This window comes from Sphingomonas sp., assembly GCF_041661825.1.
Taxonomy (GTDB): Bacteria; Pseudomonadota; Alphaproteobacteria; order Sphingomonadales; family Sphingomonadaceae; genus Sphingomonas.
Genome location: NZ_JBAZTU010000004.1, coordinates 15671 through 40340 on the forward strand (window position 1 = coordinate 15671; position 24670 = coordinate 40340).

The window sequence follows — 24670 nt, forward strand, 5'->3', positions numbered from 1 at the left end:
CGGAGTCAAACGATCTTGTGTTTCTGGACGAATCTCGCCGGACCGGGGGACGCTCCATCCGACTGCCGATCGAGATCAGGCGCAGAGCCGCTCAGATATGACGTTCAGCCGGAAAAGGGGACGGTGCGCGATTGGGACCGGGATATCGCTCGACCCAGTCGAACAGGGAGAGATTCGAATGATGTACATGATGCCGGCGATCATCGCGGCGGCTGCCGCTGCTTCGGGCCAGTCGCCCCAGGGTGTCACGTCGGCGCCAGTAGATACGAGCAGGAAGATCTGCCGGATGATCGTGCCGACCGGCACGATCATGGCCAGGCGCTTCTGCCTGACCAAGCTGGAATGGGACGAGTTGAACAATCGAACGGAGGCAAGTGCCAGTGCGGCCCTGGCGCGTCGCGGCACGGGAACGTGCAACGTCTCCTGCGACAGATAGTCCTAGAGGAACAGCCCCGTAATCCACCAGGTCAGCGCGGCGACCAGTGCCGCGGCGGGCAATGTCACGAACCAGGCGATGACGATGTTGCTGGCGACGTTCCAGCGCACCGCGGAGAAGCGCCGCGCCGCGCCCACCCCGACAATCGCGCCGGTGATGGTGTGAGTCGACGACACCGGCACGCCGCCGAAGGTCGCCATGAACAGGGTAATCGCGCCGCCGGTCTCCGCGCAGAAGCCCTGAGCCGGGGTCAGCCGGGTGATCTTCGAGCCCATGGTGTGCACGATCTTCCACCCGCCCGACATCGTCCCGAACGCCATCGCCGCCTGGCAGGCGAGCACCACCCAGAAGGGCACATGGAACTCGCCGTGATAAATGCCCTGCGAGAAGAGCAGGACGGTGATGATGCCCATCGTCTTCTGCGCATCATTGCCGCCATGCCCGAGCGAATAGGCCGCCGCCGACAGGAGCTGCAGCTTGCGGAAACGCTTGTCGACACCGAGCGGGGTGAGCTTGAGGCTGGTCCAGGCGACGATCAGCACCAGCACCAGCGCGAGCCCCAGGCCGACCGCGGGCGAAGCGAAGATGCCGACCACCGTCTTCAACACACCTGCCCACACGACGACGCTGAGCCCGGCCTTGGCGATGCCCGCGCCGAGCAGGCCGCCGATCAGCGCGTGGCTGCTGCTCGAGGGGATGCCGAGCATCCAGGTGATGACGTTCCACACGATCGCGCCGATCAAGGCGGCGAAGATCACCTGCGGATCGACGATCTGAGTGGAGATGATGCCGGTGCCGACGGTCTGCGCGACATGCTGGCCGAACACGGCAAAGGCGATGAAGTTGAAGAAGGCGGCCCAGAGCACCGCATGATGCGGTTTCAGCACCCGCGTCGAGACGACGGTCGCGATCGAATTGGCGGCATCGTGCAGGCCGTTCAGGAAGTCGAACAGCAGGGCAACGCCGATCAGGCCGATCAGCAGGGGAAGGGAAAGCGTCACCGGGCGCTCAGGCGTGATCGATCACGAGACCCTGGATCTCGTTCGCGACATCCTCGAACCGGTCGACGATCTTTTCCAGATGGCTGTAGATCTCGCGTCCGACGATGAAGTCCATCGGCGCGGTGGCACCGTGCGCCTTGAACAAGGCCTTCAGGCCGGCATCGTGGATGTCGTCGGCATCGCCCTCGATCCTGATCAGGCGGGCAGTGAGATCGTGCAGGCGCGCCGAATTCTGCCCCAGCGAGCGGAGCAACGGGATCGCCTCCGCCGTGATGCGCGCTGCCTCGACCACGATGCCGGCCATGTCGCGCATCTGCGGCTCGAAGCTGGTGACTTCGTAGAGCTCGATCGATTTGGCGGTGCCGTTCATCTGGTCGATCGCATCGTCCATCACGCCGATCAGGCTGGTGATCGCGCTCCGATCGAACGGGGTGACGAACACGCGGCGGACGTCCTGCAGCACGTCGCGGGTGATGTCGTCGGCGGCATGTTCGTGATCGACGATCGCAGCGATGTTCTCGGCGATCGGGCCCTGATTGTGCAGCAGGCGGGCCAGCGCATCGGCACCGGCAACGAGGGTCGCGGCGTGCGCCTCGAACTGATCGAAGAATCGGCCCTGCTTGGGCATCAGCGCCTGGAACCACGCGACCATCGGTATCCTCTTTCTAGCCTGGGTCCGGAACGCGGGAAGGGCGCGCTGCGCCAGACTAGCCGGAATCACCGGCGCTCGGAAAGCTGCAATGAGTGTCTTCAGCTCGGGTTCGTCGACCGCAACGGCGGCGCGGGGGAGATCGAACCAGCTTGTGTCGCGCTGGTGGCGTTCGGGCCAGTCCGCGACCTGCTCGACAAAGGCGACCGGATAGACCGTGACGCGCAGATCGCGATCGCGCCCGGCGCGGCGGCGCTTGGTGTAGGAGAAGCTGCCGATCGGCGAAGGGCAGGCGATGCCGCGAACGCCGGCCTCTTCGAACGCTTCCGCGGCGGCGGCCTCGTGCGAGGCCAGCCCCTTGATCGGGTTGCCCTTGGGAATCACCCAGCGCCCCGAATCACGCGAGGTGATCAGCATCACCTCGGCACTGCCATCGGCGGCGATACGATATGGAAGGGCGGCGACCTGGTCGATCTGGTGTGGCTCCACGTGTCACTTTTGTGACAGCGGACTCAGAATCACGTCAGCGCGAACAAGTCCAGTAGATCAACACCCGAGCCGGGTGGCAAGGTCCGTGATACTGTCGGCGAGATAGTCCCATTCCTGCCGGAAATGCCGGTCGGGGGCGGGCCGGCCGCCATATTCCAGCGGGCGATCGACATAAGCGGTGGCAAGGCCGCAGGCGCGGGCGGCGGCGAGATCGCTATGGTGTGCGGCGACGAGGCAAAGGTTCGCGGGAGCGATGCCCAGCGCTTCGGCAGTGCCGAGATAGGCGCGCGGTTCGGGCTTGTAGGCGCCCGTCACTTCCGCGCCGAGGATCGCGTCCCAGGGCAAGCCGCCGCGCCGGGCCATTTCGAGCATCAGCGCGATATTGCCGTTGGAAAGGGTGACGATCGGATAGCGTGCCTTGAGCCGGGTCAGCCCCTCGACCGCGTCGGGCCAGGGATCGAGGCGGCGCCAGGCATGGGCGAAATGGTCGAGCCGTTGTTCTTCCGCGCCGGTCACGCCGTGGCGGTCGAGCAGGGTGTCGAGCGTCTCGCGATTGAGCGCATCCAGCCGGACGAAGGACCGACGGCCGGCGCGGCATTCTTCCATCGCCGGCTGGTAGAGCCCGCGCCATTGATCGGCGAAACCGGCGGGATCGATGTCGGGACGCTCGAGATCGGCGAAGAAGCACGCCGCCTCGCGCGCGATGCTCGTGCGCCAGTCGACCACCGTGCCGAACACGTCGAACGCCAGCGCCTCGATCGGCGCCGCCATCAGCTTTCCGAAGCGACGATCTCGCGCAGCGCATCGGCCAGCACGCGCGTTTCCTGCTCGGTGCCGATGGTCATGCGCAGGCCCTGCGCGAGGCCCTGCCCCGGCAGCCAGCGGACGATGATGCCGCGCTCCATCAACTGGCGATAGGCGACCTCGGCAGTCAGCCTGCCTTCGAACAGGACGAGCAGGAAGTTCGCGTGGCTGGGCACGACGCGGAGGCCGGCATTGCCGAGCTTGGCGATCTCGCCCGCCAGCCAGGCGCGCCATTCGATATTGTGCGTGCGGCTGTGCTCGACGAAATCGGCCGCGCCGAGTGCAGCGATCGCCGCCTTCTGGCCGGCGGTGGTGATGCAGAAGGGCGCGCGGATGCGGTGCATCGCGGCGACTGCCTCGGCCGAACCGTAACCCCAGCCGATCCGCTCGGCCGCGAGGCCGTGGATCTTGGAGAAGGTGCGCGTGACGATCACGTTGGGCGCGTGGCGCGCCAGATCGAGGCCGCCATCGTCCTCTTCCGGCGTCAGATATTCGGAATAGGCCTGGTCGATCACCAGCATCACGTCCGACGGGAGGTTGGCGTGGAGACGCAATATCTCGCCGCGCGGGGCATAGGTGCCGGTCGGGTTGTTGGGATTGGCGATGAAGACGATGCGCGTACGATCGGTGACGCAGGCGAGGATCGCGTCGACATCGGTCGCATAATCCTTGTCGGGCGCGACCACCGGGGTCGCGCCGACGCGGCGCGTGGCGATCTCGTACACCGCGAAGCCGTAATGGACGAAGATGACCTCGTCTCCCGGGCCGGCATAAGCGCCGGCAGCGAGGTGGAGCACCTCGTCCGAGCCGGTGCCGTAGATGATCCGGGCGGGATCGAGGTCGTGATACGCCCCGATCGCCTCGCGCAACTCGGCCGCGCTGGCGTCGGGATAGCGGTAGAGATCGCCGACATGCGCGAGGAAGGCAGCACGGGCCTGCTCGCTGGTGCCGAGCGGATTCTCGTTCGACGACAGCTTGGCGATCGGTGCGCCGGCATCAGTGGTGGAGCGCCCCGGCACATAGGGGGCGATCGCCATGATCCAGTCTTTGGGTTTCGGTGCGGTCATGCCGCGTGCCCTAAGGTCGAACCTTGTTCTCCGCAATGCCGGCATGCCGCCGGAGCCGTTCGGCACAGCGGTACGGAAAAATACGAGATTTGAAAAAGGGCCGGGGAGGCCCAATATACAGCTTCTCCTGCCTGTGGGCTCACATCTGCTGGCAGCGGGTTAGGCCGGGGGGTGATCCTCCCGGCCTAGTCATTTCCCCCACATTGATGGTTTCACCGCTCCCCATCGGGAGAGGAGCAGGCGGATCAGCCGCGCGGCTTGGGCGGACGATTCGGCCTTGGGCCGCGGGGTTTGGTCGGGTCGCTGCCGCCGGGCTTGGGCGGCGGCGCATTGGGACGACGGTGGCGCTGGGCGTCGCGCGAGACCGGGCGTGGCGGCGGCGGCGTACGCGGCGCGGCCGAGCCGGCGGGCGCGACATTATAGCCTTCCTTGAGCAGCCGCGTGAACGCCGCACGCACGTTCGTCGCGATCGCCGCCTGAAGCTCCGGCGGCAGATCGGCGAGCGTGGTGTTCGCATGCACCGAATTCAGGTCGCGCAGCAGCGTGTTGGGCACGCCCTTCGAGGCGGCCTTCAGCGCACCGATCGAATCGATGACGGCGGAAAAGACGATGTCCTGCATCACGTCGGTGGCTGATTTGCTCATGGGCGCGGGCACTAGAAGGATTCCGGCCCGACTGGAACAGCAAAATTCCCTATCCCCTATCGTCATGCCGGACTTGTTCCGGCATCCATCGTCCCGCAGGCGTCGCCGATGTTGCGTGTGCGGAACCATGGACCCCGGAACAAGTCCGGGGTGACGGTGAACCTCGGGGAGAGGTTAGTTCCTGGGGCGCTTGCGGAGCGTCGGCCGCGGCTGGTGACGCACGGGAGCGGGGCCGTTGTGGCGACGCGGCTCGCGCGATGCCTGTTCCGGGCCGCCTTCCATCACCTCGAACTGGACGCCGCCCTCGGCTTCTTCGCCGACGGTGCGCTTGACCGAGGCCATGAACTTGCCGGCGATGGCGCGCGGAATCTGGAACGCCGTCTCGTTCGGGCCGATGCGGATCGCGCCGACCTCATTCTTGGTGATGTGGCCGCGGCGGCAGATCAGCGGCAGGATCCAGCGCGGATCGGCATTCTGGCGGCGGCCGATGTCCATGCGGAACCAGACGATATCGTCGAAGCCCTCGCGGTGATGCTCCTTGCCGGCAGGCTGGGCAGCGCCCTGAGTGAGCATCTCTTCCGGGGCGGGCAGGCGCGCGCGATAGGTCTTGACCAAAGCCGCCGCGATATCCTCGGGCGATTTCTGCTCCATCAGCGTGGCGGCGAGCGCGCGGTCGTCGTCATCGACCTCTACCGTCTCGAGCAGCATTTCGAGCAGGCGGGTATGATCGGCCTTGCGGATGTCGTCGGCGGTCGGGGCGTTGACCCATTCGACCGCGATGCGCGCGCCGCGCAGCATCATCTCGACCCGGCGCTTGCGCTGGAACGGGACGATCAGGACCGCGGTGCCCTTCTTGCCCGCGCGGCCGGTGCGGCCCGAACGGTGCTGCAAGGTTTCGGCATCGCGCGGCAGCTCGACATGGATGACCAGGCTGAGCGTCGGCAGATCGATGCCGCGCGCGGCGACGTCGGTCGCGACGCAGACGCGGGCGCGCTGGTCGCGCAGTGCCTGCATCGCGGCGTTGCGCTCGTTCTGGCTATGCTCGCCCGACAGCGCGACGGCGGCGAAACCGCGCTCGACCAGGCTGGCATGGAGATGGCGGACATTGTCGCGCGTCGCGCAGAACAGCATCGCCGATTCGGCTTCGTGCAGGCGCAGCAGATTGACCACGGCATTTTCGATATCGGCCGGGGCGACAGTGACTGCCTGATAGCTGATGTCGCCATGGCCGCGATCCTCACCGACGGTGGAGATGCGCAGCGCGTCGCGCTGGTAGCGCTTGGCGAGCGCCACGATCGGCTTGGGCATGGTCGCCGAGAACAGCAACGTGCGGCGCTGATCGGGGGTCGCATCGAGGATCTGCTCGAGATCTTCGCGGAAGCCCATGTCGAGCATCTCGTCGGCTTCGTCGAGGATGACGGCCTTGAGCGCACCGAGATCGAGCGCGCCGCGTTCGATATGGTCGCGCAGGCGGCCGGGCGTGCCGACCACGATATGGGCGCCGCGCGACAAGGCGCGGCGTTCGCTGGAGGCATCCATGCCGCCGACACAGGTGGCGATTTTCGCGCCGGCCTTTTCATAGAGCCAGGCGAGCTCGCGGCTGACCTGGAGCGCGAGCTCGCGAGTCGGCGCGATAGCGAGGGCGAGCGGCGCGCGGGCCGGCGGCAAGGTGCCGTCCTCGCCGAGAAGCTGGGGGGCGATGGCGAGACCGAAGGCGACGGTCTTGCCGGAACCCGTCTGCGCCGAGACGATCATGTCGCGGCCTTCGGCTTCTGGTTCGATCACCGCGGCCTGCACGGGAGTGGGCGCGGCGTAACCACGGGCGGAGAGCGCTTCGGCAAGAAGCGTGGGCAGCGTTGAGAAGGGCATGATATTCCGGATATGGGGGCACGCGGCGTCGCGGCAAAGCGGGCCCCTAGCAGATAATCCGGATTAAAGCACGCCCATGACGAAAATGGGTCAGATGCGCTGCCGTTTCCACGCCGAAAGCAGCCCGGGCCGGGCGGTCGAGTCGGCGACCCAATCGCTCTCGGGCCGGCCCTCGATCAGCGAGACCGCCACGATCTGGGCGAGCGCAACAGGCAACAGCACATAGCTGTTGATGACCAAGGCGGCGAACAGGCCCGCGCCGGAGACCCCAAGCATCAGCAGGGTGAGGATGGTAAGCCAGAAGCGCGCGCCGGTGATGCCGGTCAACGCAAGGCACGCGCCCGCACCGACCGCAAAGGCGATCGCGACCGCGTTGGGCGCGGCGACGACGAGATAGATCAGCGACGCCGCGAACAGGCCAAGCCCGGTTTGCGTACGACCCGACCAGGTGAAGATATTCCGCGCTGACATGATGCCCCCTGTTATTGGGCACGAACGATGCGATTCCATAACGGTTCCATAGATGCGTGGAATCACGGCGGAACTTCCGGCGGGATGAGGCGCTTGCACCCAGTCTCGCCGCACTGCGGCAGAACCCTTTTCAGGAGCATGGCATGAAGCAGCTGGTTGCGTTCGACCTCGACGGAACGCTCGCCGAGAGCAAGCAGCCGCTGCAGGAGCCGATGGGCGACGCGCTTGCCGATCTGCTCGGCGTGGCGCATGTCGCGGTCATCTCGGGCGGGGACTGGCCGCAGTTCGAAAAGCAGGTGGCGAGCCGACTGCCCGCCCGCGCCGACCTGACCCGGCTGTGGCTGATGCCCACTACGGGTACCAAGCTCTACCGATATGACGGCGCCTGGTCGGCCGTTTATGCCGAATTGTTCGACGATGCGCAGAAACAGGCGATCTTCGCGGCGTTCGACGCCTCGCTGAAGGCAACCGGCTTCGTGCCCGAGCAAACCTGGGGCGAACGGATCGAGGATCGCGGCAGCCAGATCACCTTTTCGGCGCTCGGCCAGCAGGCGCCGCTCGACGCGAAGGAACATTGGGATCCCGATTTCGCCAAGCGCAAGGTGATCCAGGCCGATCTGCGCAAGCGCCTGCCCGGCCTGTCGATCAACATGGGCGGCGCGACCTCGATCGACATCACGCGCGAAGGCGTGGACAAGGCGTACGGCCTGAAGAAGCTGCGCGATGCGAGCGGCATCGAACTGGACGCGATGATGTTCATCGGCGATGCGATCTTCCCGGGCGGCAACGACTATCCCGCCAAGGAGCTTGGGCTGGACACGGTTCGGGTGCGTGATCCCGAGGATACACTCTCGGTGATCGCAGCGATCGTCGCATGTCAGAAATGAGACAGCAAATCACTCGTTAACCCCGGCGCCCTATCGTCCCCCGAAACGCGGATAGGCTTCGCGGTCAGGCTGCAGGATCGGGCATGGTGACGAATGGGGATGTCGGCATATTGGAGCGGGAACTCCGCACCAGCCGGCAGATGTTCAAGGCAGCGTTCCATGCAGCGGCGACAGGCAAGGCCATCGTCGCCGTGACCGGCATCTGCGAGGAAGTGAATGCGCCGTTCGCGGCGGTGCTGGGTTACGCGCCGGGCGAGCTGGCGGGCATGCATTTTGCCGACTTCACGCATCCGCACGACATCCGCGCCGACCTGCATCTGTTCGACGAAGTGATGCGCGGCGAGCGCGACAGCTATCAGATGGAGAAGCGCTATCTCCACAAGGACGGCAGCATCGTCCATGTCCTGCTGACCGCGACGGTGGTGCGCGAGGAGGACGGCACGCCGATCCGCTTCATCTCCGAAGTGGTCGACCTGACCGAGCGGATGGAAGCGCGGCAGGCGCTGCAGGAGGTCAATGTCCGGCTGCAGCGTCAAGTGGTCACCGATCATTTGACCGGGCTGTACAACCGGCGCGGCTTCGAGGAGGCGCTGTCCGGCCCGCTGGGGCACAGTGCGAGCCTGTTGCTGATCGACCTCGACCATTTCAAGCACATCAACGACCGGCTGGGCCACAAGGCGGGCGACATGGTTCTGGCCGAAGTCGGCCGACGCCTGCCGCTGCAGATTCGCGAGGGCGATTTCGTGGCGCGCGTCGGCGGGGACGAGTTCGGCATCATCATGCACCATGCCGATCGCCTGCTGGCGGAGAAGACGGCAGCGCGGATCGTGAAGCAGCTCGGCACCGTGTACGAAGTGGACGGGGCCTTCGCGCATATCGGCGCGAGCGTCGGGGTGTCGTGCACCGAGGAGGGCGATATCTCGCTGCGCGAGCTGGTGTGCCGGGCTGACGAAGCGCTCTATGCGGCGAAGCGCGCCGGGCGGAGCCGGTGGCAATTGGCGGCGTGATGTATTTCCGGCGTGCGCGGGACGCCGACTGATGCGACCGCGGTCTTGTTGGAAAGTGTGACAAAATTCGTCGGCGTCTGCGGCCGTCTCGTGGAACAAATACGAGGGGAAACCGCCACTTCCGGGACGCAGGTGTTGGAGACTTTTGTCATGCCCCCAAGGCAATCGAGGGGCGGCCGGCAGCAGGGCGATCCAGCGACAGGGTACGCTGGTTATTTTATCAGCTTCACAAGATCGTTTGAATCACGCCTTGCGCGGCATTTATCCCTCTCCCCTTGTGGGAGAAGGTGGCGCGAAGCGCCGGATGAGAGGGAGTGAGGTTCGGAACTTTCGCGAGTGTCCCCCTCACCCTTCCCATCGCAAGAGCGATGGGCCCCTTCCCTCTCCCACAAGGGGAGAGGGAGAAGGTCAGAAGCTAAATCACCTGACCCGCGGCCCAGCCGCTGGCCCAGGCCCATTGGAAATTATAGCCGCCGAGCCAGCCGGTGACGTCGACCGCCTCGCCGATCGCGTAGAGGCCGGGCACTTTCCGGGCCTCCATCGTCTGCGAGGACAGGCCGTCGGTGGCGATACCGCCGGCGACGACTTCGGCCTTGGCCAGGCCTTCGGTGCCGTTGGGGGTGAAGCGCCAGTCGGCGAGGCGACGGGCGGCTTCGTCGAGGCGCTTGTCAGTCTGGGCGCCGAGGTCGCCCTCCACACCAAGTCTATCAGCGAGGGTTTCGGCGAGGCGCGACGGCAGGTGGGTCGCGAGCAGCTTGCGGAAAGCGGTGCGCGGATTGGTCCGTTTTGCCTCGGCCAGCCAGTTCGGCTTCAGATCGGGCAGGAAATCGATGCCGATCGACTCGCCGTGGCGCCAATAGGAGGAGATCTGGAGGATCGCCGGGCCGGACAGGCCCTTGTGGGTGAACAGGGCGGCCTCGCGGAAGGCGGTCTTGCCGCAGCGCGCGACGACCTCAGCCGCGACGCCGGAGAGCGAGCGGAACAGGGTTTCCTCGCCGCCCAGGGTGAAGGGGACCAGGGCCGGGCGCGGTTCGACAATTTTCAGGCCGAAGCGGCGGGCGAGATCATAAGCGAAGCCGGTCGCGCCCATTTTCGGGATGGACGGCCCTCCGGTGGCGACAACCAGCGAGGGCGCGGTGACGGTGCGGTCGCCATAAGTGACGCGGTACTCGCCATCGGCATGGTCGATCGCGCGGATCGGCTGGCCGAGGCCGATGGCGACGTTTCCGGCGTCGCATTCGTCGAGCAGCATCGCGACGATCTGTTTCGCCGAGCCGTCGCAGAAGAGTTGGCCGAGAGTCTTTTCGTGCCATTTGATCCCATGACGATCGACCAGGTCGATGAAGTCCTGCGCCGAATAGCGGCCCAGCGCCGACTTGGCGAAATGCGGGTTGGCGGAGAGATATCGGTCGGGCGCGGTGTTGATGTTGGTGAAGTTGCAGCGCCCGCCGCCCGAGATGAGGATCTTCTTGCCGGGCTCGTCGGCGTGATCGAGCAGCAGGACGCGGCGCCCGCGCTGGCCGGCGGTAAGGGCGCACATCAGGCCGGCGGCGCCGGCGCCGAGGATGATGGTGTCATAGGGTTGGGTCATGGGATCCACATTATCCCTCTCCCGGCGGGAGAGGGAGGGAGCCGCGTAGCGGCGGAAGGGTGAGGGTGACAAGGCTGGTCGCCCTCACCCCGACCTGCTGCGCAGGCCACCCCTCTCCCGCTGGGAGAGGGGAAGTTCACGCCACCGGCAGACGGAGCCGGAAGCACGCACCCGCCGGAACCTCCTTCGCCACGATCGTGCCGCCGGTAGCGGCCAGCAATGAGCGCGCGATGGCGAGGCCGAGCCCTGCCCCGCCCGCTTCGCGGCGGCCCGTGAAGAAGGGTTCGAAGATACGTTCCAGATCGGCGACCGCGATGCCCGGGCCGTCGTCGGTGACCCACAGGATGACATCACCGTCAGCCGGTTCGATACGGATGCTCACCCGGAACGCGCCGGCCTGGCGGCTGTTCTCCACCAGGGTTTCGAGCAGGGTCTCGACCACTTCGGGCGTGATGCGCGCCATCGGCACATCGGCGGCGGCGACTTGCACGGCGAAGCTGTCCGACCGGAAGGAATCCGCCACGCGCCGGGCCGAGGCAGTGATATCGGCGCGGGCGCCGGCGTCGATGCTCGCCATGTCGGCGCGGGCGAGGTCGAGCAGGCGCTGGACCAGCCGCGACAGCCGGTCCGCATCGGCCGACGCATTGGCGATGAAGCGGCGACGCTCCTCCTCGCTCATTGCCGTGCCATGTTCGTCGAGCAGTTCCAGCGCGCCGCGGATGCCCGCCAGCGGCGTCTTGAACTCGTGGCTGACCGCCGCCGCGAAATCCTTGAGGTAGCGCGAGCGGCGCTCGATCCGGTCGGCCATGGCACGAAAATTGTCGTAGAGTTGCGCGATCTCCACCGCAGCGGTGACCGGCGTCTCGGGCACATCGACCCGGCCTCGCGCGACATCCTCGCTTGCCCGGGCCAGTGCGTCGATCGGGCGAGCGATGCCGCGCGAGAGCAGGGCAACCAGCACCAGCAGAGTCGTGAAGATCAGGCCGATGCCGAGCAGGATCTTGCCGCGATCCTGGTAGAGGCCGACGAACAGCCCGCGGGGCGTGCGCGACAGCATGACCACGCCGACCACCCTGCCCTGGTCGATCACCGGCCGGGCGTGGTGCACGCGGATCGCATAAGCGCGGCTGAACACGGCGAGCCAGCTCCGCGCCTCATTGCGGCTGCGCTCACGCAAGACGGTGCGCGGACTGCCGGCGAGCGCGGTGCGGACCTCGGGCAGATTGTCGTAATTCAGCATCACGTCGTCGCGGCCGAGCACGACGATGCCGTTCGCGTCGAGCAGACGGGTCGCGGTCAGGGTCACCGCCGCGGCGTCGCTCGCCATCGGCATCAGGATGCAGGAGACGAGTGCGGCGTGGCGATCCGGCAGGCCGCGCCGCGTCTCGGCCGGGCGCGGCGGCAGGACGGGCATGGTACGCAGGTCGATCGTCGGGATCTCGGGCGCGAGCAGGCGGCGCGACGTATCGGGCACGCCGTTCCGCCACGCCGATTTATACGCCGATGCCAGCACGACGCTTTGCGAGATCAGCTCGGCCTCGGTCTGCTGGACGATGGTGTTTTCGTAGACTCGGAGGAACAGGGCGGCGACGCCGGGCAGGGCCGCGACGAACAACAGGGTGCCGAACAGGATCGAGCGCAGCTTGAGCTTCGGCCAATGCGCCTTGGCGAAGGTCTTGAGCGCTCCGATCAATGACAGGCGCCGATCCGGTAGCCGATGCCGGCGCGGGTCTCGATCAGGTCGGCCCCCACCGACAGGGCTTCGAATTTCGCGCGCAGATTGCGGACATGGCTGTCGATCGTGCGATCGGTGATGGCGAAGCCGGGGCCATGCAGCCGATCGATGATCGCGTCCCGCGTATAGACCTTGGCCGGATTGGCGGCGAGCAGCAGCAGGAGCTGGAATTCGGTCGCGGTCAGCGGCACCGGCGCGCCGTCCCAGCGCGCTTCCCAGCCATCGGTATCGAGGGTCAGGCGGTTGCGGACGACATTCTCCGGCTCGGGCGGCGGCACGCCGCGCTTGAGGATGGCACCGACCCGGGCGACGACCTCGCGCGGGGAGAAGGGCTTCACGACATAATCGTCGCCGCCGATCTCGATGCCGACGATCCGGTCGATTTCGTCGTCGCGCGAAGAGAGGAACAGGATCGGCAGCCCCGCCCCTGCCCCGCCCGCGGCGCGCAGGCGCCGGCACAGGTCGAGGCCGTTGAGGCGCGGCATGTTGATGTCGAGCACCATCAGGTCGGGCATTTCCCGGCCGATCGCCTCGAACGCTTCCTGCCCGTCCGCGGCTTCGCTCGGCTGCATGCCGGCCTTGCCCAGCGCGAAGACCAGCAGCTCGCGGATATGGGGGTCGTCGTCGACGACGAGGATGCGGTGGCTCATGGGTTTCATTGTGATCCTGCGGGTCTGGCGGTCAACGACTTACTCCATGTCATGCCCAAGTCCGGCGTGACGGGTGGGGTTTAGGCGCGCGTCGTCGACTGCTCATCCGGCGCATGTGGAGAAATTGTGCAGACGCGCGGCCTTCCCAAACCCCTCCATCGCGCCTAGAGCGCTCACCATACCCGATCCTCGAAAGGACTCTCCATGCGTGAAGCCGCCATCGTCGCCACGGCCCGTACCCCGATCGGCAAGGCCTATCGCGGCGCGTTCAACATCACTGAGGCGCCGGTGCTCGCGGGGCATGTGATGAATGCGGCGGTGGAGCGTGCGGGAGTAGATCCGGCGCGGATCGACGAGGTGTTCTGGGGGGTCGGCGGCCAATGGGGGACGCAGGGCGGCAATGCGGGGAGGATGGCGATCTTCGCGGGCAATCTGCCCGAGAGCGTGCCGGCGTTCACGCTCGACCGGAAATGCGGATCGGGGCTGACCGCGGTGGCGCTCGCGGCGCGGTCGATCATGTGCGACGAGATGGACGTGGCGCTGGCCGGGGGCATGGAATCGATCAGCCTGACGGTGACCAAGGATGCGCCGCGCTTCATCAACAAGTCAGTCATCGCGCAGGAGCCGGCCGCATATATCCCGATGATCGAGACCGCCGAGATCGTCGCCGAGCGCTACGGCATCAGCCGCGACGCGCAGGACGCCTATGGCGCGCAGAGCCAGCAGCGCGCGGCGGCCGGGCTGGAACGGGGTGCGTTCAAGGAAGAGATCGCCCCGATCACGGTCGAGAAGGCCGTGTTCGACAAGGAGGGCAACCGCACCGGAGTCGAGTCGGTGACCGTCTCGCAGGACGAAGGCATCCGCGCCGGGACGACGCTCGAGGCGCTGCGTGGACTGAAGACAGTATGGCCGGGCGGCGAGTTCACCGGGCCTGGATCGAACGTGACGGCGGGCAATGCCAGCCAGCTGTCCGACGGCGCCTCGGCGCAGATCCTGATGGACCGGAAGACCGCCGAAGCCGAGGGCAAGGAGATCCTGGGCATCTATCGCGGCTTCCAGGCGGCGGGATGCGGGCCGGACGAGATGGGCATCGGGCCAGTGTTCGCGATCCCGAAGTTGCTGGCACGGGCCGGGCTGTCGGTGGCGGATATCGGACTGTGGGAGCTGAACGAGGCATTCGCGAGCCAGTGCCTCTATTGCCGCGACCATCTCGGCATCGATCCCGAGACGTACAACGTCAATGGCGGCGCGATCGCGGTGGGGCACCCGTTCGGGATGACCGGATCACGGCTGGTCGGCCATGCGCTGATCGAGGGGCGCAAGCGCGGCGTGCGCTATGTGGTGGTGTCGATGTGCACTGCCGGCGGCATGGGGGCCGCGGGGTTGTTCGAGGTGGTTTGAAGTAACGATGCCACCCGTCACCCCGGACCTGTTCCGGGGGTCATGGTGCCGCAAACGCAACGCTGGTTGCGCTCGCGGAAGCATGGATGCCGGAACAAGTCCGGCATGACGATGATGGGTTGGGTCAGGCGTCCTGACTCAAAGCCTCCTTGACCAGCCGTTCGGATTCCGCATGCAGCGCCCAGAAGTCGCGTACCGTACCGCCCGACAGCTTCGTCTCCAGCACAGCCAGATGTGAATGCCAGCCGCCGCCGAAATCGGTCAGGCCGGCGGGACCCGAGATGCCGCTGTGGGTCAGCACCAGCCGCGTCCTGTCACCCATCGCGGTCAGCTCGAACCGCGCCTCGCCTTCCTTGGCGCCGTCCCAGCTCCAGGCGACAAGATGCGGTGCCTCGAACGCCGTCACCTTCTCATGGGAGATGGCACCCCGATGTTCGCAATATTTCTCCGGGTAGGGCACGTCGTCGGCCGAGAGATTGTCGTGATCGAAGACGAGATCGACCGCGCCGCCGACGCGCGGCTCGAGCGTGCCGCCGGCGAACCATTGCGCCCGCAGATCGGCGTCGACCAGATAACGCCAAACGGTGTCGATCGGCGCGTCGAGCACGCGTTCGAGGCGGATGGTGCCGGGGGCGGTCTTTTCGATGGCAGGATAGTCGAGGGTGGACATGGTCATTACTCCAATATGGTAGCGAGCGTGTCGAGGATCATTGTCCAGCCCTTGCGGGTCTGGTCTTCGTAAGCGGCCCATTCAGGGTCCATTGCGTGCGTGAGGATCAGGGTCGCGCCCTGCCCCTTCGCGGCGATCTCGATCGACACGCGAGTCCATGCGCCTTCCTCCGCCGGATCAGCGGCGAACAGGAAGACGAGGCGGTGCGGACGATCGATCACCTCATATTTCAGGCGGTGATGGGCATCGCCCGAGGCGCGGCGCTCGACGATCAGCGCGCGGCCGCCGACACGCGCGTCGATCTCGACCGTTCGCATCTCGCCGTCGGGCGTCTTGAACAGGAACTTGCCCGCCTTTGCGGGATCGAGCCACGCGTCGAACACGGCTTCGGGCGCCGCGTCGAAATCGCGGGTGACGGTAAGGATAACGGGTGCGGTCATTCCGCTCTCTCCTTTTCGGCCTTGAGCAGCTCATCGAGGATATCGAGCCGCTCGTTCCAGAATGCCTCCCATTGCCGCAGCCAGGCCTGGGCTTCGCGCAGCGGCTCGGCCTTCAGGCGGCACAGCTGTTGCCGGCCGGCCTTGCGGCGCTCGACCAGCCCGGCTCGCTCCAGTGCCTGGACATGTTTCGAGGCGCCGGCAAAGCTCATCGCATGCGGTGCGGCCAGTTCCCCGATGCTGCGCTCGCCGCCCGAGAGGCTGGCAAGCATCGCACGCCTTGTGGGATCGGCGAGCGCGGCGAAGGTGATGTCGAGTCGTTCAACCATATGGTTTAATATGGCCGTAGCAACGCCATTGTCAACTAACTGGTTGAATAATTCTTCTTGGCGGCGGGTGCTTGCGGCAAGCGTTTCGCATGACCAGATCGGCCACGAAACGAAGGAGACCGGACATGCAGCGCTTCGCCCAGCCCATCTATATCGCCGCCGGTCTGCGAACGCCGTTCGGGCGTGGCGGCGGGGCGCTCGCCGACCATGACGCGATCACCATGGCAGTGCCGGTCGCCCAGGCGATGGCGGCAGTCGCACGGCCCGACCTGTTCGTCTGGGGCACGGTGATCCCGAGCCTTGGCTGGAGCAATATCGGGCGCGAGATCTGGCTCGATGCCGGGCTCGACCCGACCGTACCGTCCTTCTCCGCAGTGCTGGCCTGCTCGACCTCGATGGTCGCGGCGTTCGCGGCGGCGGGCATGCTCGGCGGCGACAAGGACCTGGCGCTGGTCGGTGGTTCCGAAGTGATGAGCAACCCGCCGATCGGGCTGAAGCTGGACGCGTCGAAGCGGATCGTGAAGCTGTTCCGCACCGACCCGGCCACGGCACTGGCCGCCTTGCAGGCGCTGACCCCGAACGATCTGGTACTGCCGATCAAGGGCTTCGCCAACCGCATCACCGGGCGGACCATGGGCGACCATATGGAAGAGACGGCGCAGATCTGGGCGATTTCGCGCGAGGCGCAGGACGACTGGTCGCTGAAGAGCCATCAGCGCGCGGTCGCCGGCTGGGAGAACGGGTTCTTCGACGATCTCGTCATCCCGTTGCCCGAGATCAGCCGCGACGCCAATCCGCGCGCCGACACCTCGGCGGAGAAGCTCGCCAGCCTGCCGCCCGCCTTCGACAAGACCAGCGGCAAGGGCACGCTGACCGCGGGCAACAGCTCCCCCATCACCGATGGCGCCGCGGCCTGCTGGGTCGCCACCGAAGCCGGGCTGAAGAAACTGCCCGAGGGCACGCCGCATGCCGAACTGATCGACCATGAGATCGCGGCGGTCGACCATGCCGAGGACGGGTTGCTGATGGCGCCGAGCTTCGCCATCCCCCGGCTGCTGGCGCGTCACGGGCTGCGCTATGAGGATGTCGCCTTGTGGGAAATCCATGAGGCGTTTTCGGCGCAGGTGCTGGCCAATGTCGCCGCGCTCGAGAAACCGGGCTGGACCCGCGACCGCGCCGGCGTCGATTTCGATTTCGGTCCCTTCCCCTGGGACCGGGTCAATCCGAACGGCGGATCAGTGGCGATCGGCCATCCCTTTGCCGCGACGGGTGCGCGCGACTTCAGCCAGGCCGTGAAGGAGCTGTGGGACAAACCGAGCGGGACCTGGGCAGTGGTAAGCGTGTGCGCCGATGGCGGGCACGGCACGGTATCGTTGTTGCGGCGGCCCTAGATTCGTTGACTTTGAGCACCGCTGGCAGCCGAGCCCGGCATTGCGTTTCGGCCTTGCCGACGGGGTGCCGATGAAACTTGCGACACGTTTCCCGCTGGTGCTGGCTGGACTGTTCTTTCAACGCTTCTCGAACGGGAACGGTGCTGCGCGGCGAACCGCGCGACATCGGCGCTGACGGGACCTGAAGGCGCACAGGTCGGCCGAGGGACCGGGTGGCCCCGGAAAGCCGGCCCGCTGGCGGTCAATCGAGGATGTTCAGCCGCGGCATCCGCGTCCGTCGCTTTCGCCGGCTCTTCACGAGCAGGACCATGCCCGCCAGCACCGACAGCATGAGCAACGCGACAAGGGTGAATCCGGCAATTTCTCGAACCATGACGTCCTGATCCCTAGCAATGCGCGAACAACGAAAGCGCGCCACCGGCGGACCGACCTATGACCGAACCGGCAGGTCCTTCAGTTGGCGCGCGATTTCTTCCTGGACTTCGCGAGGGATATTGCAGGGATCGAGCAGCGTTACGCGCGGCCTGGTCCAGGCCCTGAGGCCGGATGCATAGCGTATTTTCAATGCGCCGGCAGAACTGCGAAAATCCATGATACCACCCTTCCAGAAAGTGAAAATCATAGAAAGCGAGACAGGCGATACTTGCTCAGATCGATCCATATAGCCTGCACGACCTGATATCAGGCGGCACGGCACCACAATCCGGGAAGGTTTTCGTACCCGGTATTTGATCTTTTCGACTGATTTCGATCCAAACCGAATCGCACAACTATTATTTGGGAATATGCTAGCTGATGCAACCAAATAATAACCACAAATAGATGTTCTTTTTATGACAAATCATGTCATGGAATGAAGAGCTTAGGTCGATACCCGTCCTTGACCTGCCCGGAATGGGGCAGCCATCCTGTTGCAGATGCGAAGGATGGCGATCGAGACGATGGTCACGATTCCGGCGCGGCGCGGCCCTCGATCCGCGCCAGGATCGCGTCCAGCCCCTGGCGGACGCCAGCGAACAGTTTTTCCTGCGTCAGATGATCGAGCAATTGTTCGTTGAGACCCCCCGGAGTCGCATGATCGGCGGCGAGTGCGGGGAAGTCGTGCCCGGGCATGGTGGCCGCCGTCGCCGCCAGCCCATCGAAGATGGCCCCGACATAGCGGCGACTCTCGCCGGCGGGGATGCCGTTGTCGATGAGCCATGCGGCGATCGACTCCGCGAAACCGAACCAGGATGCCATGGTCGCAGTGGCGGCGCTGAGCGCGTCGAAGCTGGCGGGATCCTCCACCTGGATCGTGGTGCCGGTGCGGTCGAACAGGCTGGCGGCGATCGGGTCGGGCGGATAGATGGCAGTCGCGCCGCGGCCCAGCGCGACGGCGGGGAGCGGCACGGCCTTGGTGATGCTGCGCGCGAGGGCGACGAGGTCGCCAAGGGTTTCGAGCGACAGTGTGGCGATCAGGCTGATGACATGATGGTCGGGGCGGAAACGCAGTGGCGGGATCACCTCGCGCGCGACCTGCGGCCGGACCGCGAGCATCACCACGTCGCTCGCATCGAGCACTGCCTGGTTGGAGGCGGCAACGCGCACATGCGGCCATTCTGCCGCCAGCGCCGCGGCGACCGTCGCACTACGGGGCGAGAGGTGAATGGTGCCGCGCTCGCCGAAGGAAGGACCAAGGCCGCGCACGATTGCCGCGCTGATGGTGCCGGTGCCGATAAAACCGAGATTCATGCCATGCTCCGATCGACGCCGGACGACGCCGCAGGTTCGGGGCGATAGCGGTAGAAGGCTGGCGCGATGCTGTCACCGCGCGGCACTACTCCAGCGTGTCGGCCAGCGCGGTCAACGCGCCGCGTGGATCATCCTCGATCGTCTCGCCGTGCGAGACGATGATGCGCTTCAATCCGGGCAGCGCCGCCCAGGCGCGAAGCTGTGCCGCCAGATCGGCCTTGCTCTTGCCCATGCCCAGCTTGACCGGACCGGGCACGTGCGGCGCGTCGCCGGCAAAGCCCATCAGCTTGAGCAGCCAGCCGCTGAAGCCGTGCGCGTCCCGGATATTGCCGACGATGTCGTTGAGGATCAGCGTCGTGCCGTCCGCCCCGTCGACCCGCAGCGCCGACTCGCCCGAATGCGTGCCGGGCACGACGATCCAGGTCACATCCGGATCGTCGAAATCGACATTGATGGCATCGACCGGCACCGCATCCTCGACCTTCTCGCGCGCGGCGGGCGGCGTAACGACCCGGAGCGACGGGTAACGATCCTTCCAGATGCCCGCGTCGAGGCGGTGATGCGCATTGGGTACGATCAGCCAGGCCAGGTCGCCGAACGCCTCGATCTCGCGCATCTCTTCCTCGTCGAGCGCGATCGCGTTGAAGATCACCAGCCGGCTATCGCGCAGCCGGACGATCGTCATCCGGCGCGGGAAATCGCCGATCGGCATATGGATCGTGCCGGTGACGGTGAGGATGTTCGGCGCGACCTCGGTCAGCCGGCCATGCGGCAGGACCTTCCAGTCAGTGAGCGGTGCGGACATGGGAATCTCCTCGGTTCGCCATGAAAACGCGCGAACCGGCGAGAAGGTGCGTCAGGCTGCATCCTGCGCGCGCCAGCTTTCCCAGCGGAGCAGGCCGACGATGAACAGTTCGGCCAGGGCGAAGGGCGCGATCAGCGCGACGGCACCCCACCAGCCGAGCCAGAGATAACCGAAGCGGCCGACGCAATAGAGCAGCACCATCATGCTCTGCACCATCCCGATCAGCCCGGCCGAACGAAACCGCGGGCCGAGCAGATAGCCGATCCAGAACACCCAGCGCGCGAGCACCCAGAGGGTGGTGCAGGCGACCACCGCGCGCATCGAGCCGCCGTCGCGCGCCTGGACGGCGAGCATCAGCACCCCCGGCGCGAACAGCCAGAGCTGCTCGATCGTATTCTGGACGTAGCGCTGGTTGACCCGCATCCGCCGCGATTCAGCGCCGGCCAGCGGGTCGATCGCCGGCGTCACCAGCCGTTCATGCGCGACCGCCTCGATCCCCGGCAGCAGGGCGAGTAGCGTCGCAATGCCGACGCAGTGGAGCGCGAAGTAGAAGCGCGCCGCCTGAGTCGCCATGCCCGGGACCGGCGGCATGGAACGGTCGATGACGAACCACAGCCCGATCGCGACCGGCAACGCCAGCACCACGCCCATGGCGAGCGTGCGCTGCTGCGCCTCGATCGATCCCGGGACGAGGCGGTTCGACATCGTCAGTCGGCGAAGAGCAGGACGGGCGTCTCGAGATATTTCTTGAGCGCCTGGACATAGCTTGCCGCGTCCCAGCCATCGACGACGCGGTGATCGCAGCTGATCGAGAGGTTCATCAGCTTGGCGCGGACGATGTCGTCGCCCCCCTTGCTATTCTTAGCGAAGACGGGGCGCTCGACGATCTTGTTCGGGCCGATGATCGCGACCTCGGGCCGGTTGATCACCGGAGTCGTCGCGATGCCGCCGAGCGGGCCGAGCGAGGTGATGGTGAGGGTCGAGCCGCTGAGCTCCTCGCTCTTGGCCTTGCCGGTGCGGGCGGCCTCGGCAAGGCGGCCAATCTCGCTGGCGAGCTGCCAGACATTGAGGTCCTGCGCGTCGCGGATCACCGGGACCATCAGGCCGGCCGGGGTCTGGGTCGCCATGCCGAGATGGATCGAGCCGTGGCGGGTAACCACGCCGGCTTCGTCGTCATAGCGGGCATTGATCATCGGGAAGTCGGGGATCGACTTGCAGATCGCGACGATCATCAAGGGCAGCATGGTCAGCTTGGGCCGGCCGCCGCGATTGGCGTTGAGATCGGCGCGCATGTCCTCGAGCGCGGTGACATCGATCTCGTCGACATACGTGAAGTGCGGGATGGCGCGCTTCGAGGCGGCCATGTTCTCGGCGATGCGCCGGCGCATGCCAATGACCTTGATCGGTTCATCGGCGCGAGCACGCGATGCATGCGGGGCGTGATAGCCCTGGCCCGAGCCGTAGCGCAGGAAGGCGTCGAGATCGGCGTGGCGGACGCGGTCGCCTTCCGACTTCACCGAGCCGAGATCGACGCCGAGATCGGCTGCGCGAGCGCGGACCGCGGGAGAGGCGAGGACACGGGCGCTCGCTGTGGCAGATGCGGATTCAGCGACGGGCTCAGGTGCCGGGGCCGGTTTCTCGACGTCGCTCGAAACGAACGGTTGGGGAGCGTCGATCACTTCCGCACCCGGGGTTTCCGCTTCGAACTGCTCTTCGACTTCCTCAGTCCTGGTCTCTTCCGCCGGCAGGTCGCCCGGCGCGACATCCGCCACCGTCTCCGGCGAGGGCTCGATCGTGCCCTCGGCAGCGTCCGTCTCGATCACCACCAACGCCGCACCGATCGACACCTGGTCGCCGACCTCTCCGGCCAGCTCGACCACGACGCCCGCGACCGGCGATTCCATCTCCACCGTCGCCTTGTCGGTCATCATGTCGGCGAGGCCCTGATCCTCTTCCACACGATCGCCCACGGCCACGTGCCACGCGACGATCTCCGCCTCGGAGATGCCTTCCCCGATGTCGGGAAGCTTGAACGTGAAACGTGCCATGTCAGTCCTTCATCACTTTCTTCAGCGCTTCGCCGATGCGGACAGGCCCGGGGAAATAGGCCCATTCCAGGCTGTGCGGATAGGGCGTGTCGAAGCCGGTCACACGCTCGATCGGCGCTTCGAGATGGTAGAAGCAGCGTTCCTGGACGAGCGCAGAGAGTTCGGCCCCGAAACCGCTGGTGCGTGTCGCCTCGTGCACAATCATGCAGCGGCCGGTCTTCTTCACCGAGGCCTCGATCGCTTCGATATCGAGCGGCACCAAGGTGCGCAGATCGATAATCTCGGCATCGACCCCAGCCTCTTCGACCACCGCGAGGCAGACATGGACCATGGTGCCGTATGCCAGGATGGTCAGTGCCTCGCCGGCACGGACGATCTTCGCCTTGCCCAGCTCGATCTTGTAATAGCCGGTCGGCACCTCGCCCGCGGGATGAAGCGACCAGTTCTTGGTGGGGCGATCCCAATGGCCGTCGAACGGGCCGTTATAGATGCGCTTGGGTTCGAAGAAGATCGTCGGATCATTGTCCTCGATCGCCGCGATGAGCAGGCCCTTGGCATCGTATGGCGTCGACGGGATCACCGTCTTCACGCCGGAGACGTGGGTGAAGATGCCCTCGGGCGACTGGCTGTGCGTCTGGCCGCCGAAGATGCCGCCGCCGAAGGGCGAGCGCACCGTGATCGGCGAGGTGAATTCGCCGGCCGAACGGTAGCGCAGCCGCGCCGCCTCCGACACGAGCTGGTCGAGCGCCGGGTAGATGTAATCGGCGAACTGGATCTCGGGCACTGGCCGAAGCCCGTACGCACCCATGCCGACCGCGACGCCGATGATGCCGCATTCGGTGATCGGCGTGTCGAACACGCGCTGTTTGCCGTATTTCGCCTGGAGGCCCGCGGTCGCGCGGAACACGCCGCCGAAATAGCCGACATCCTCGCCCATCACGATCACATCGGGATCGCGGGCCATCATCACGTCCATGGCCGAGTTGATCGCCTGGATCATGTTCATGCGGGCAGTGCCGTCTTCGTTACCTTCAGGGGCTATGATGTCGGCGGGATCAGTGATGTCGCTCATGACTTGCGTGCCCATGGCCGGCCCGAGGCGGTTTCTTCCGCGAGCATCTGTGCCTGTTGTTCCCTCAGATGCCAGGGCATCTCCTCGAACACGCCGTCGAACAGCGTGTCCAGCGGTTGGTGGAGGCCGTGGCCGAGGATGCCGTTCTGTTCGGCTTCCTTCTGCGCACGCTTCACCTCCTCGGCGAGCGCGAGGTCCTGTGCGGCGTGGCGATCCTCGTCCCATTCGCCGATATGGATCAGGTGATCCTTGAGACGCTTGATCGGATCGCCGAGCGGCCAGGCCGTGGGCTCGCCGGCCGAACGATACTGGCCGGGATCGTCCGAGGTGGAATGGCCTTCGGCGCGATAGGTGAAGTGCTCGATCAGGGTCGGACCCTGGTTGGTCCGCGCCCGCTCAGCGGCCCAGGCGGTGGCGGCATAGACGGCGAGCGCGTCGTTGCCGTCGACGCGGAGACCTGCGATGCCATAGCCGATCGCGCGCGCCGCGAAGGTGGTCGATTCAGCGCCGGCGAAGCCGGAGAAGCTCGAGATCGCCCATTGGTTGTTGACCACGTTGAAGATCACCGGCGCGCGGTAGACGCTGGCGAAAGTGCAGGCGGAGTGGAAGTCGCCCTCGGCGGTCGAGCCCTCACCGCACCAGGTGGCGGCGATGCGCGTGTCGCCCTTCGCCGCCGAGGCCATCGCCCAGCCGACGGCCTGAGGATATTGCGTGGCGAGATTGCCGGAAATCGAGAAGAAGCCGGCTTCCTTGACCGAATACATGATCGGCAACTGCTTGCCCTGAAGCCGATCGCCCTTGTTCGAGTAGATCTGGTTCATCATGTCGACCATCGACCAGCCGCGCGCGATGAGCAGGCCCTGCTGGCGGTAGGACGGGAAGCACATGTCCTCGTAATCGAGCGCGAAGGCAGCGGAGACAGCGACGGCCTCCTCGCCGAGGCATTTCATGTAGAAGCTGGTCTTGCCCTGGCGCTGGGCGCGGAACATGCGCTCGTCGAACGCGCGGACCAGCACCATCGAGCGGAGCATCGCGCGGAGCGTATCGGGCGACAGGCGGGGGTTCCACGGGCCGACGGCATTGCCCTCGTCGTCGAGCACGCGGACCAGCTCATAAGCGAGGTCGATGAAGGTCTCGGCGCGGTCGGCGGTGTCGGGCCGGCGGGCGTCGCCGGCCACAGGGATCGCGACCTCAGTGAAATCGACCGTGTCGCCGGGGCGGAATTTGGGTTCCGGCACATAGAGCGACAATGGCTGTAAATTGGCGCGCGGACTGTCGCTTGCCATGCTCTCTCCAATCAGGGCGCGTTTCGCGCGTTTGCATGAGGCCAACGCACGGAGTCGCCGTTCGGGGGCCTTGTTATAAAATTTCAAAGCACTTGGCGAGGGGCGCCGCTGTGCCGACCGTTACGAAGGGTTGACCATTCTGTCGCAAGACGTTTTCCGCAAGGAAAGCCACATATGCCCGCCCATTCGGCTTGACGTGC

25 protein-coding genes are annotated in these 24670 nt (G+C 66.2%); 5 read left to right on the forward strand and 20 right to left on the reverse strand.

The window, feature by feature from the left end; translation table 11 throughout:
* The first annotated feature begins 178 nt into the window (after positions 1-178).
* Positions 179-436, forward strand: coding sequence for a hypothetical protein (locus tag WC729_RS18605; protein ID WP_372855541.1), 258 nt, complete (start codon positions 179-181; stop codon positions 434-436).
* A 2-nt stretch (positions 437-438) separates the two neighbouring features.
* Here WC729_RS18605 and WC729_RS18610 read toward each other — a convergent pair whose 3' ends face one another.
* The 7 genes from WC729_RS18610 to WC729_RS18640 form a co-directional block, all read right to left on the reverse strand.
* A complete protein-coding gene (locus tag WC729_RS18610; protein ID WP_372855543.1) occupies positions 439-1437 on the reverse strand; it encodes an anion permease in 999 nt (332 codons plus the stop codon).
* A 7-nt stretch (positions 1438-1444) separates the two neighbouring features.
* The gene (locus WC729_RS18615; RefSeq protein WP_372856625.1) at positions 1445-2560 is read right to left on the reverse strand and encodes a DUF47 family protein; all 1116 of its coding nucleotides are present in this window, start codon (positions 2558-2560) and stop codon (positions 1445-1447) included.
* 72 nt (positions 2561-2632) lie between these two features.
* On the reverse strand, positions 2633-3346 hold the full coding sequence (locus WC729_RS18620; protein WP_372855545.1) for a haloacid dehalogenase type II: 714 nt from the start codon (positions 3344-3346) through the stop codon (positions 2633-2635).
* The gene (gene hisC / locus WC729_RS18625; protein WP_372855547.1) at positions 3346-4446 is read right to left on the reverse strand and encodes a histidinol-phosphate transaminase; all 1101 of its coding nucleotides are present in this window, start codon (positions 4444-4446) and stop codon (positions 3346-3348) included. The genes WC729_RS18620 and hisC overlap by 1 nt, the downstream gene beginning before the upstream one ends.
* A gap of 245 nt (positions 4447-4691) precedes the next feature.
* Positions 4692-5090 (reverse strand): hypothetical protein, encoded by a 399-nt coding sequence (locus WC729_RS18630; protein ID WP_372855549.1) that lies wholly within the window; start codon positions 5088-5090, stop codon positions 4692-4694.
* 174 nt (positions 5091-5264) lie between these two features.
* Entirely contained in the window at positions 5265-6959 is a 1695-nt protein-coding gene (locus WC729_RS18635; RefSeq protein WP_372855551.1) for a DEAD/DEAH box helicase, read from the reverse strand.
* 90 nt (positions 6960-7049) lie between these two features.
* A complete protein-coding gene (locus WC729_RS18640; RefSeq protein ID WP_372855553.1) occupies positions 7050-7430 on the reverse strand; it encodes a hypothetical protein in 381 nt (126 codons plus the stop codon).
* A gap of 143 nt (positions 7431-7573) precedes the next feature.
* Between WC729_RS18640 and WC729_RS18645 the strand changes: the two genes are divergently transcribed.
* The gene (locus WC729_RS18645) at positions 7574-8317 is read left to right on the forward strand and encodes an HAD-IIB family hydrolase (protein ID WP_372855555.1); all 744 of its coding nucleotides are present in this window, start codon (positions 7574-7576) and stop codon (positions 8315-8317) included.
* A gap of 83 nt (positions 8318-8400) precedes the next feature.
* On the forward strand, positions 8401-9324 hold the full coding sequence (locus tag WC729_RS18650; RefSeq protein WP_372855557.1) for a sensor domain-containing diguanylate cyclase: 924 nt from the start codon (positions 8401-8403) through the stop codon (positions 9322-9324).
* 415 nt (positions 9325-9739) lie between these two features.
* Here the strand turns inward: WC729_RS18650 and WC729_RS18655 are convergent, their stop codons facing one another.
* The 3 genes from WC729_RS18655 to WC729_RS18665 form a co-directional block, all read right to left on the reverse strand.
* Positions 9740-10915, reverse strand: coding sequence for an NAD(P)/FAD-dependent oxidoreductase (locus WC729_RS18655; RefSeq protein WP_372855559.1), 1176 nt, complete (start codon positions 10913-10915; stop codon positions 9740-9742).
* Positions 10916-11051: 136 nt separating this feature from the next.
* Complete coding sequence (locus WC729_RS18660; RefSeq protein ID WP_372855561.1) at positions 11052-12608, reverse strand: ATP-binding protein; 1557 nt, start codon at positions 12606-12608, stop codon at positions 11052-11054.
* Positions 12605-13300 (reverse strand): response regulator, encoded by a 696-nt coding sequence (locus WC729_RS18665; RefSeq protein ID WP_372855563.1) that lies wholly within the window; start codon positions 13298-13300, stop codon positions 12605-12607. The genes WC729_RS18660 and WC729_RS18665 overlap by 4 nt, the downstream gene beginning before the upstream one ends.
* 204 nt (positions 13301-13504) lie before the next feature.
* Between WC729_RS18665 and WC729_RS18670 the strand changes: the two genes are divergently transcribed.
* Complete coding sequence (locus WC729_RS18670; protein WP_372855565.1) at positions 13505-14701, forward strand: acetyl-CoA C-acyltransferase; 1197 nt, start codon at positions 13505-13507, stop codon at positions 14699-14701.
* 124 nt (positions 14702-14825) lie between these two features.
* On the opposite strand, the gene WC729_RS18675 is transcribed toward WC729_RS18670, so the two are convergent.
* From WC729_RS18675 to WC729_RS18685, 3 genes are read right to left on the reverse strand one after another with little or no spacing between them, the layout of a single operon-like run.
* Complete coding sequence (locus WC729_RS18675) at positions 14826-15377, reverse strand: SRPBCC family protein (protein ID WP_372855567.1); 552 nt, start codon at positions 15375-15377, stop codon at positions 14826-14828.
* Complete coding sequence (locus tag WC729_RS18680; protein WP_372855569.1) at positions 15377-15811, reverse strand: SRPBCC domain-containing protein; 435 nt, start codon at positions 15809-15811, stop codon at positions 15377-15379. The genes WC729_RS18675 and WC729_RS18680 overlap by 1 nt, the downstream gene beginning before the upstream one ends.
* A complete protein-coding gene (locus WC729_RS18685) occupies positions 15808-16137 on the reverse strand; it encodes an ArsR/SmtB family transcription factor (protein WP_372855571.1) in 330 nt (109 codons plus the stop codon). Before WC729_RS18685 ends, WC729_RS18680 begins: the two co-directional genes overlap by 4 nt.
* Before the next feature lie 125 nt (positions 16138-16262).
* On the opposite strand from WC729_RS18685, the gene WC729_RS18690 reads away from it, so the two are divergent.
* Entirely contained in the window at positions 16263-17528 is a 1266-nt protein-coding gene (locus tag WC729_RS18690) for an acetyl-CoA C-acyltransferase (RefSeq protein ID WP_372855573.1), read from the forward strand.
* A 241-nt stretch (positions 17529-17769) separates the two neighbouring features.
* Here WC729_RS18690 and WC729_RS18695 read toward each other — a convergent pair whose 3' ends face one another.
* The 7 genes from WC729_RS18695 to WC729_RS18725 form a co-directional block, all read right to left on the reverse strand.
* Entirely contained in the window at positions 17770-17901 is a 132-nt protein-coding gene (locus WC729_RS18695) for a hypothetical protein (RefSeq protein ID WP_372855575.1), read from the reverse strand.
* A gap of 572 nt (positions 17902-18473) precedes the next feature.
* On the reverse strand, positions 18474-19259 hold the full coding sequence (locus WC729_RS18700; RefSeq protein WP_372855577.1) for a pyrroline-5-carboxylate reductase: 786 nt from the start codon (positions 19257-19259) through the stop codon (positions 18474-18476).
* A gap of 85 nt (positions 19260-19344) precedes the next feature.
* Positions 19345-20064, reverse strand: coding sequence for a hypothetical protein (locus tag WC729_RS18705; protein WP_372855579.1), 720 nt, complete (start codon positions 20062-20064; stop codon positions 19345-19347).
* A gap of 51 nt (positions 20065-20115) precedes the next feature.
* Positions 20116-20769 (reverse strand): MAPEG family protein, encoded by a 654-nt coding sequence (locus tag WC729_RS18710; protein WP_372855581.1) that lies wholly within the window; start codon positions 20767-20769, stop codon positions 20116-20118.
* Between the two features lie 2 nt (positions 20770-20771).
* Entirely contained in the window at positions 20772-22112 is a 1341-nt protein-coding gene (locus WC729_RS18715; RefSeq protein WP_372855583.1) for a dihydrolipoamide acetyltransferase family protein, read from the reverse strand.
* 1 nt (position 22113) lies between these two features.
* Positions 22114-23118, reverse strand: a complete 1005-nt coding sequence (locus WC729_RS18720) for an alpha-ketoacid dehydrogenase subunit beta (protein ID WP_372856626.1) — start codon at positions 23116-23118, stop codon at positions 22114-22116.
* A gap of 62 nt (positions 23119-23180) precedes the next feature.
* A complete protein-coding gene (locus WC729_RS18725; RefSeq protein WP_372855585.1) occupies positions 23181-24470 on the reverse strand; it encodes a thiamine pyrophosphate-dependent enzyme in 1290 nt (429 codons plus the stop codon).
* Positions 24471-24670 lie beyond the last annotated feature (200 nt).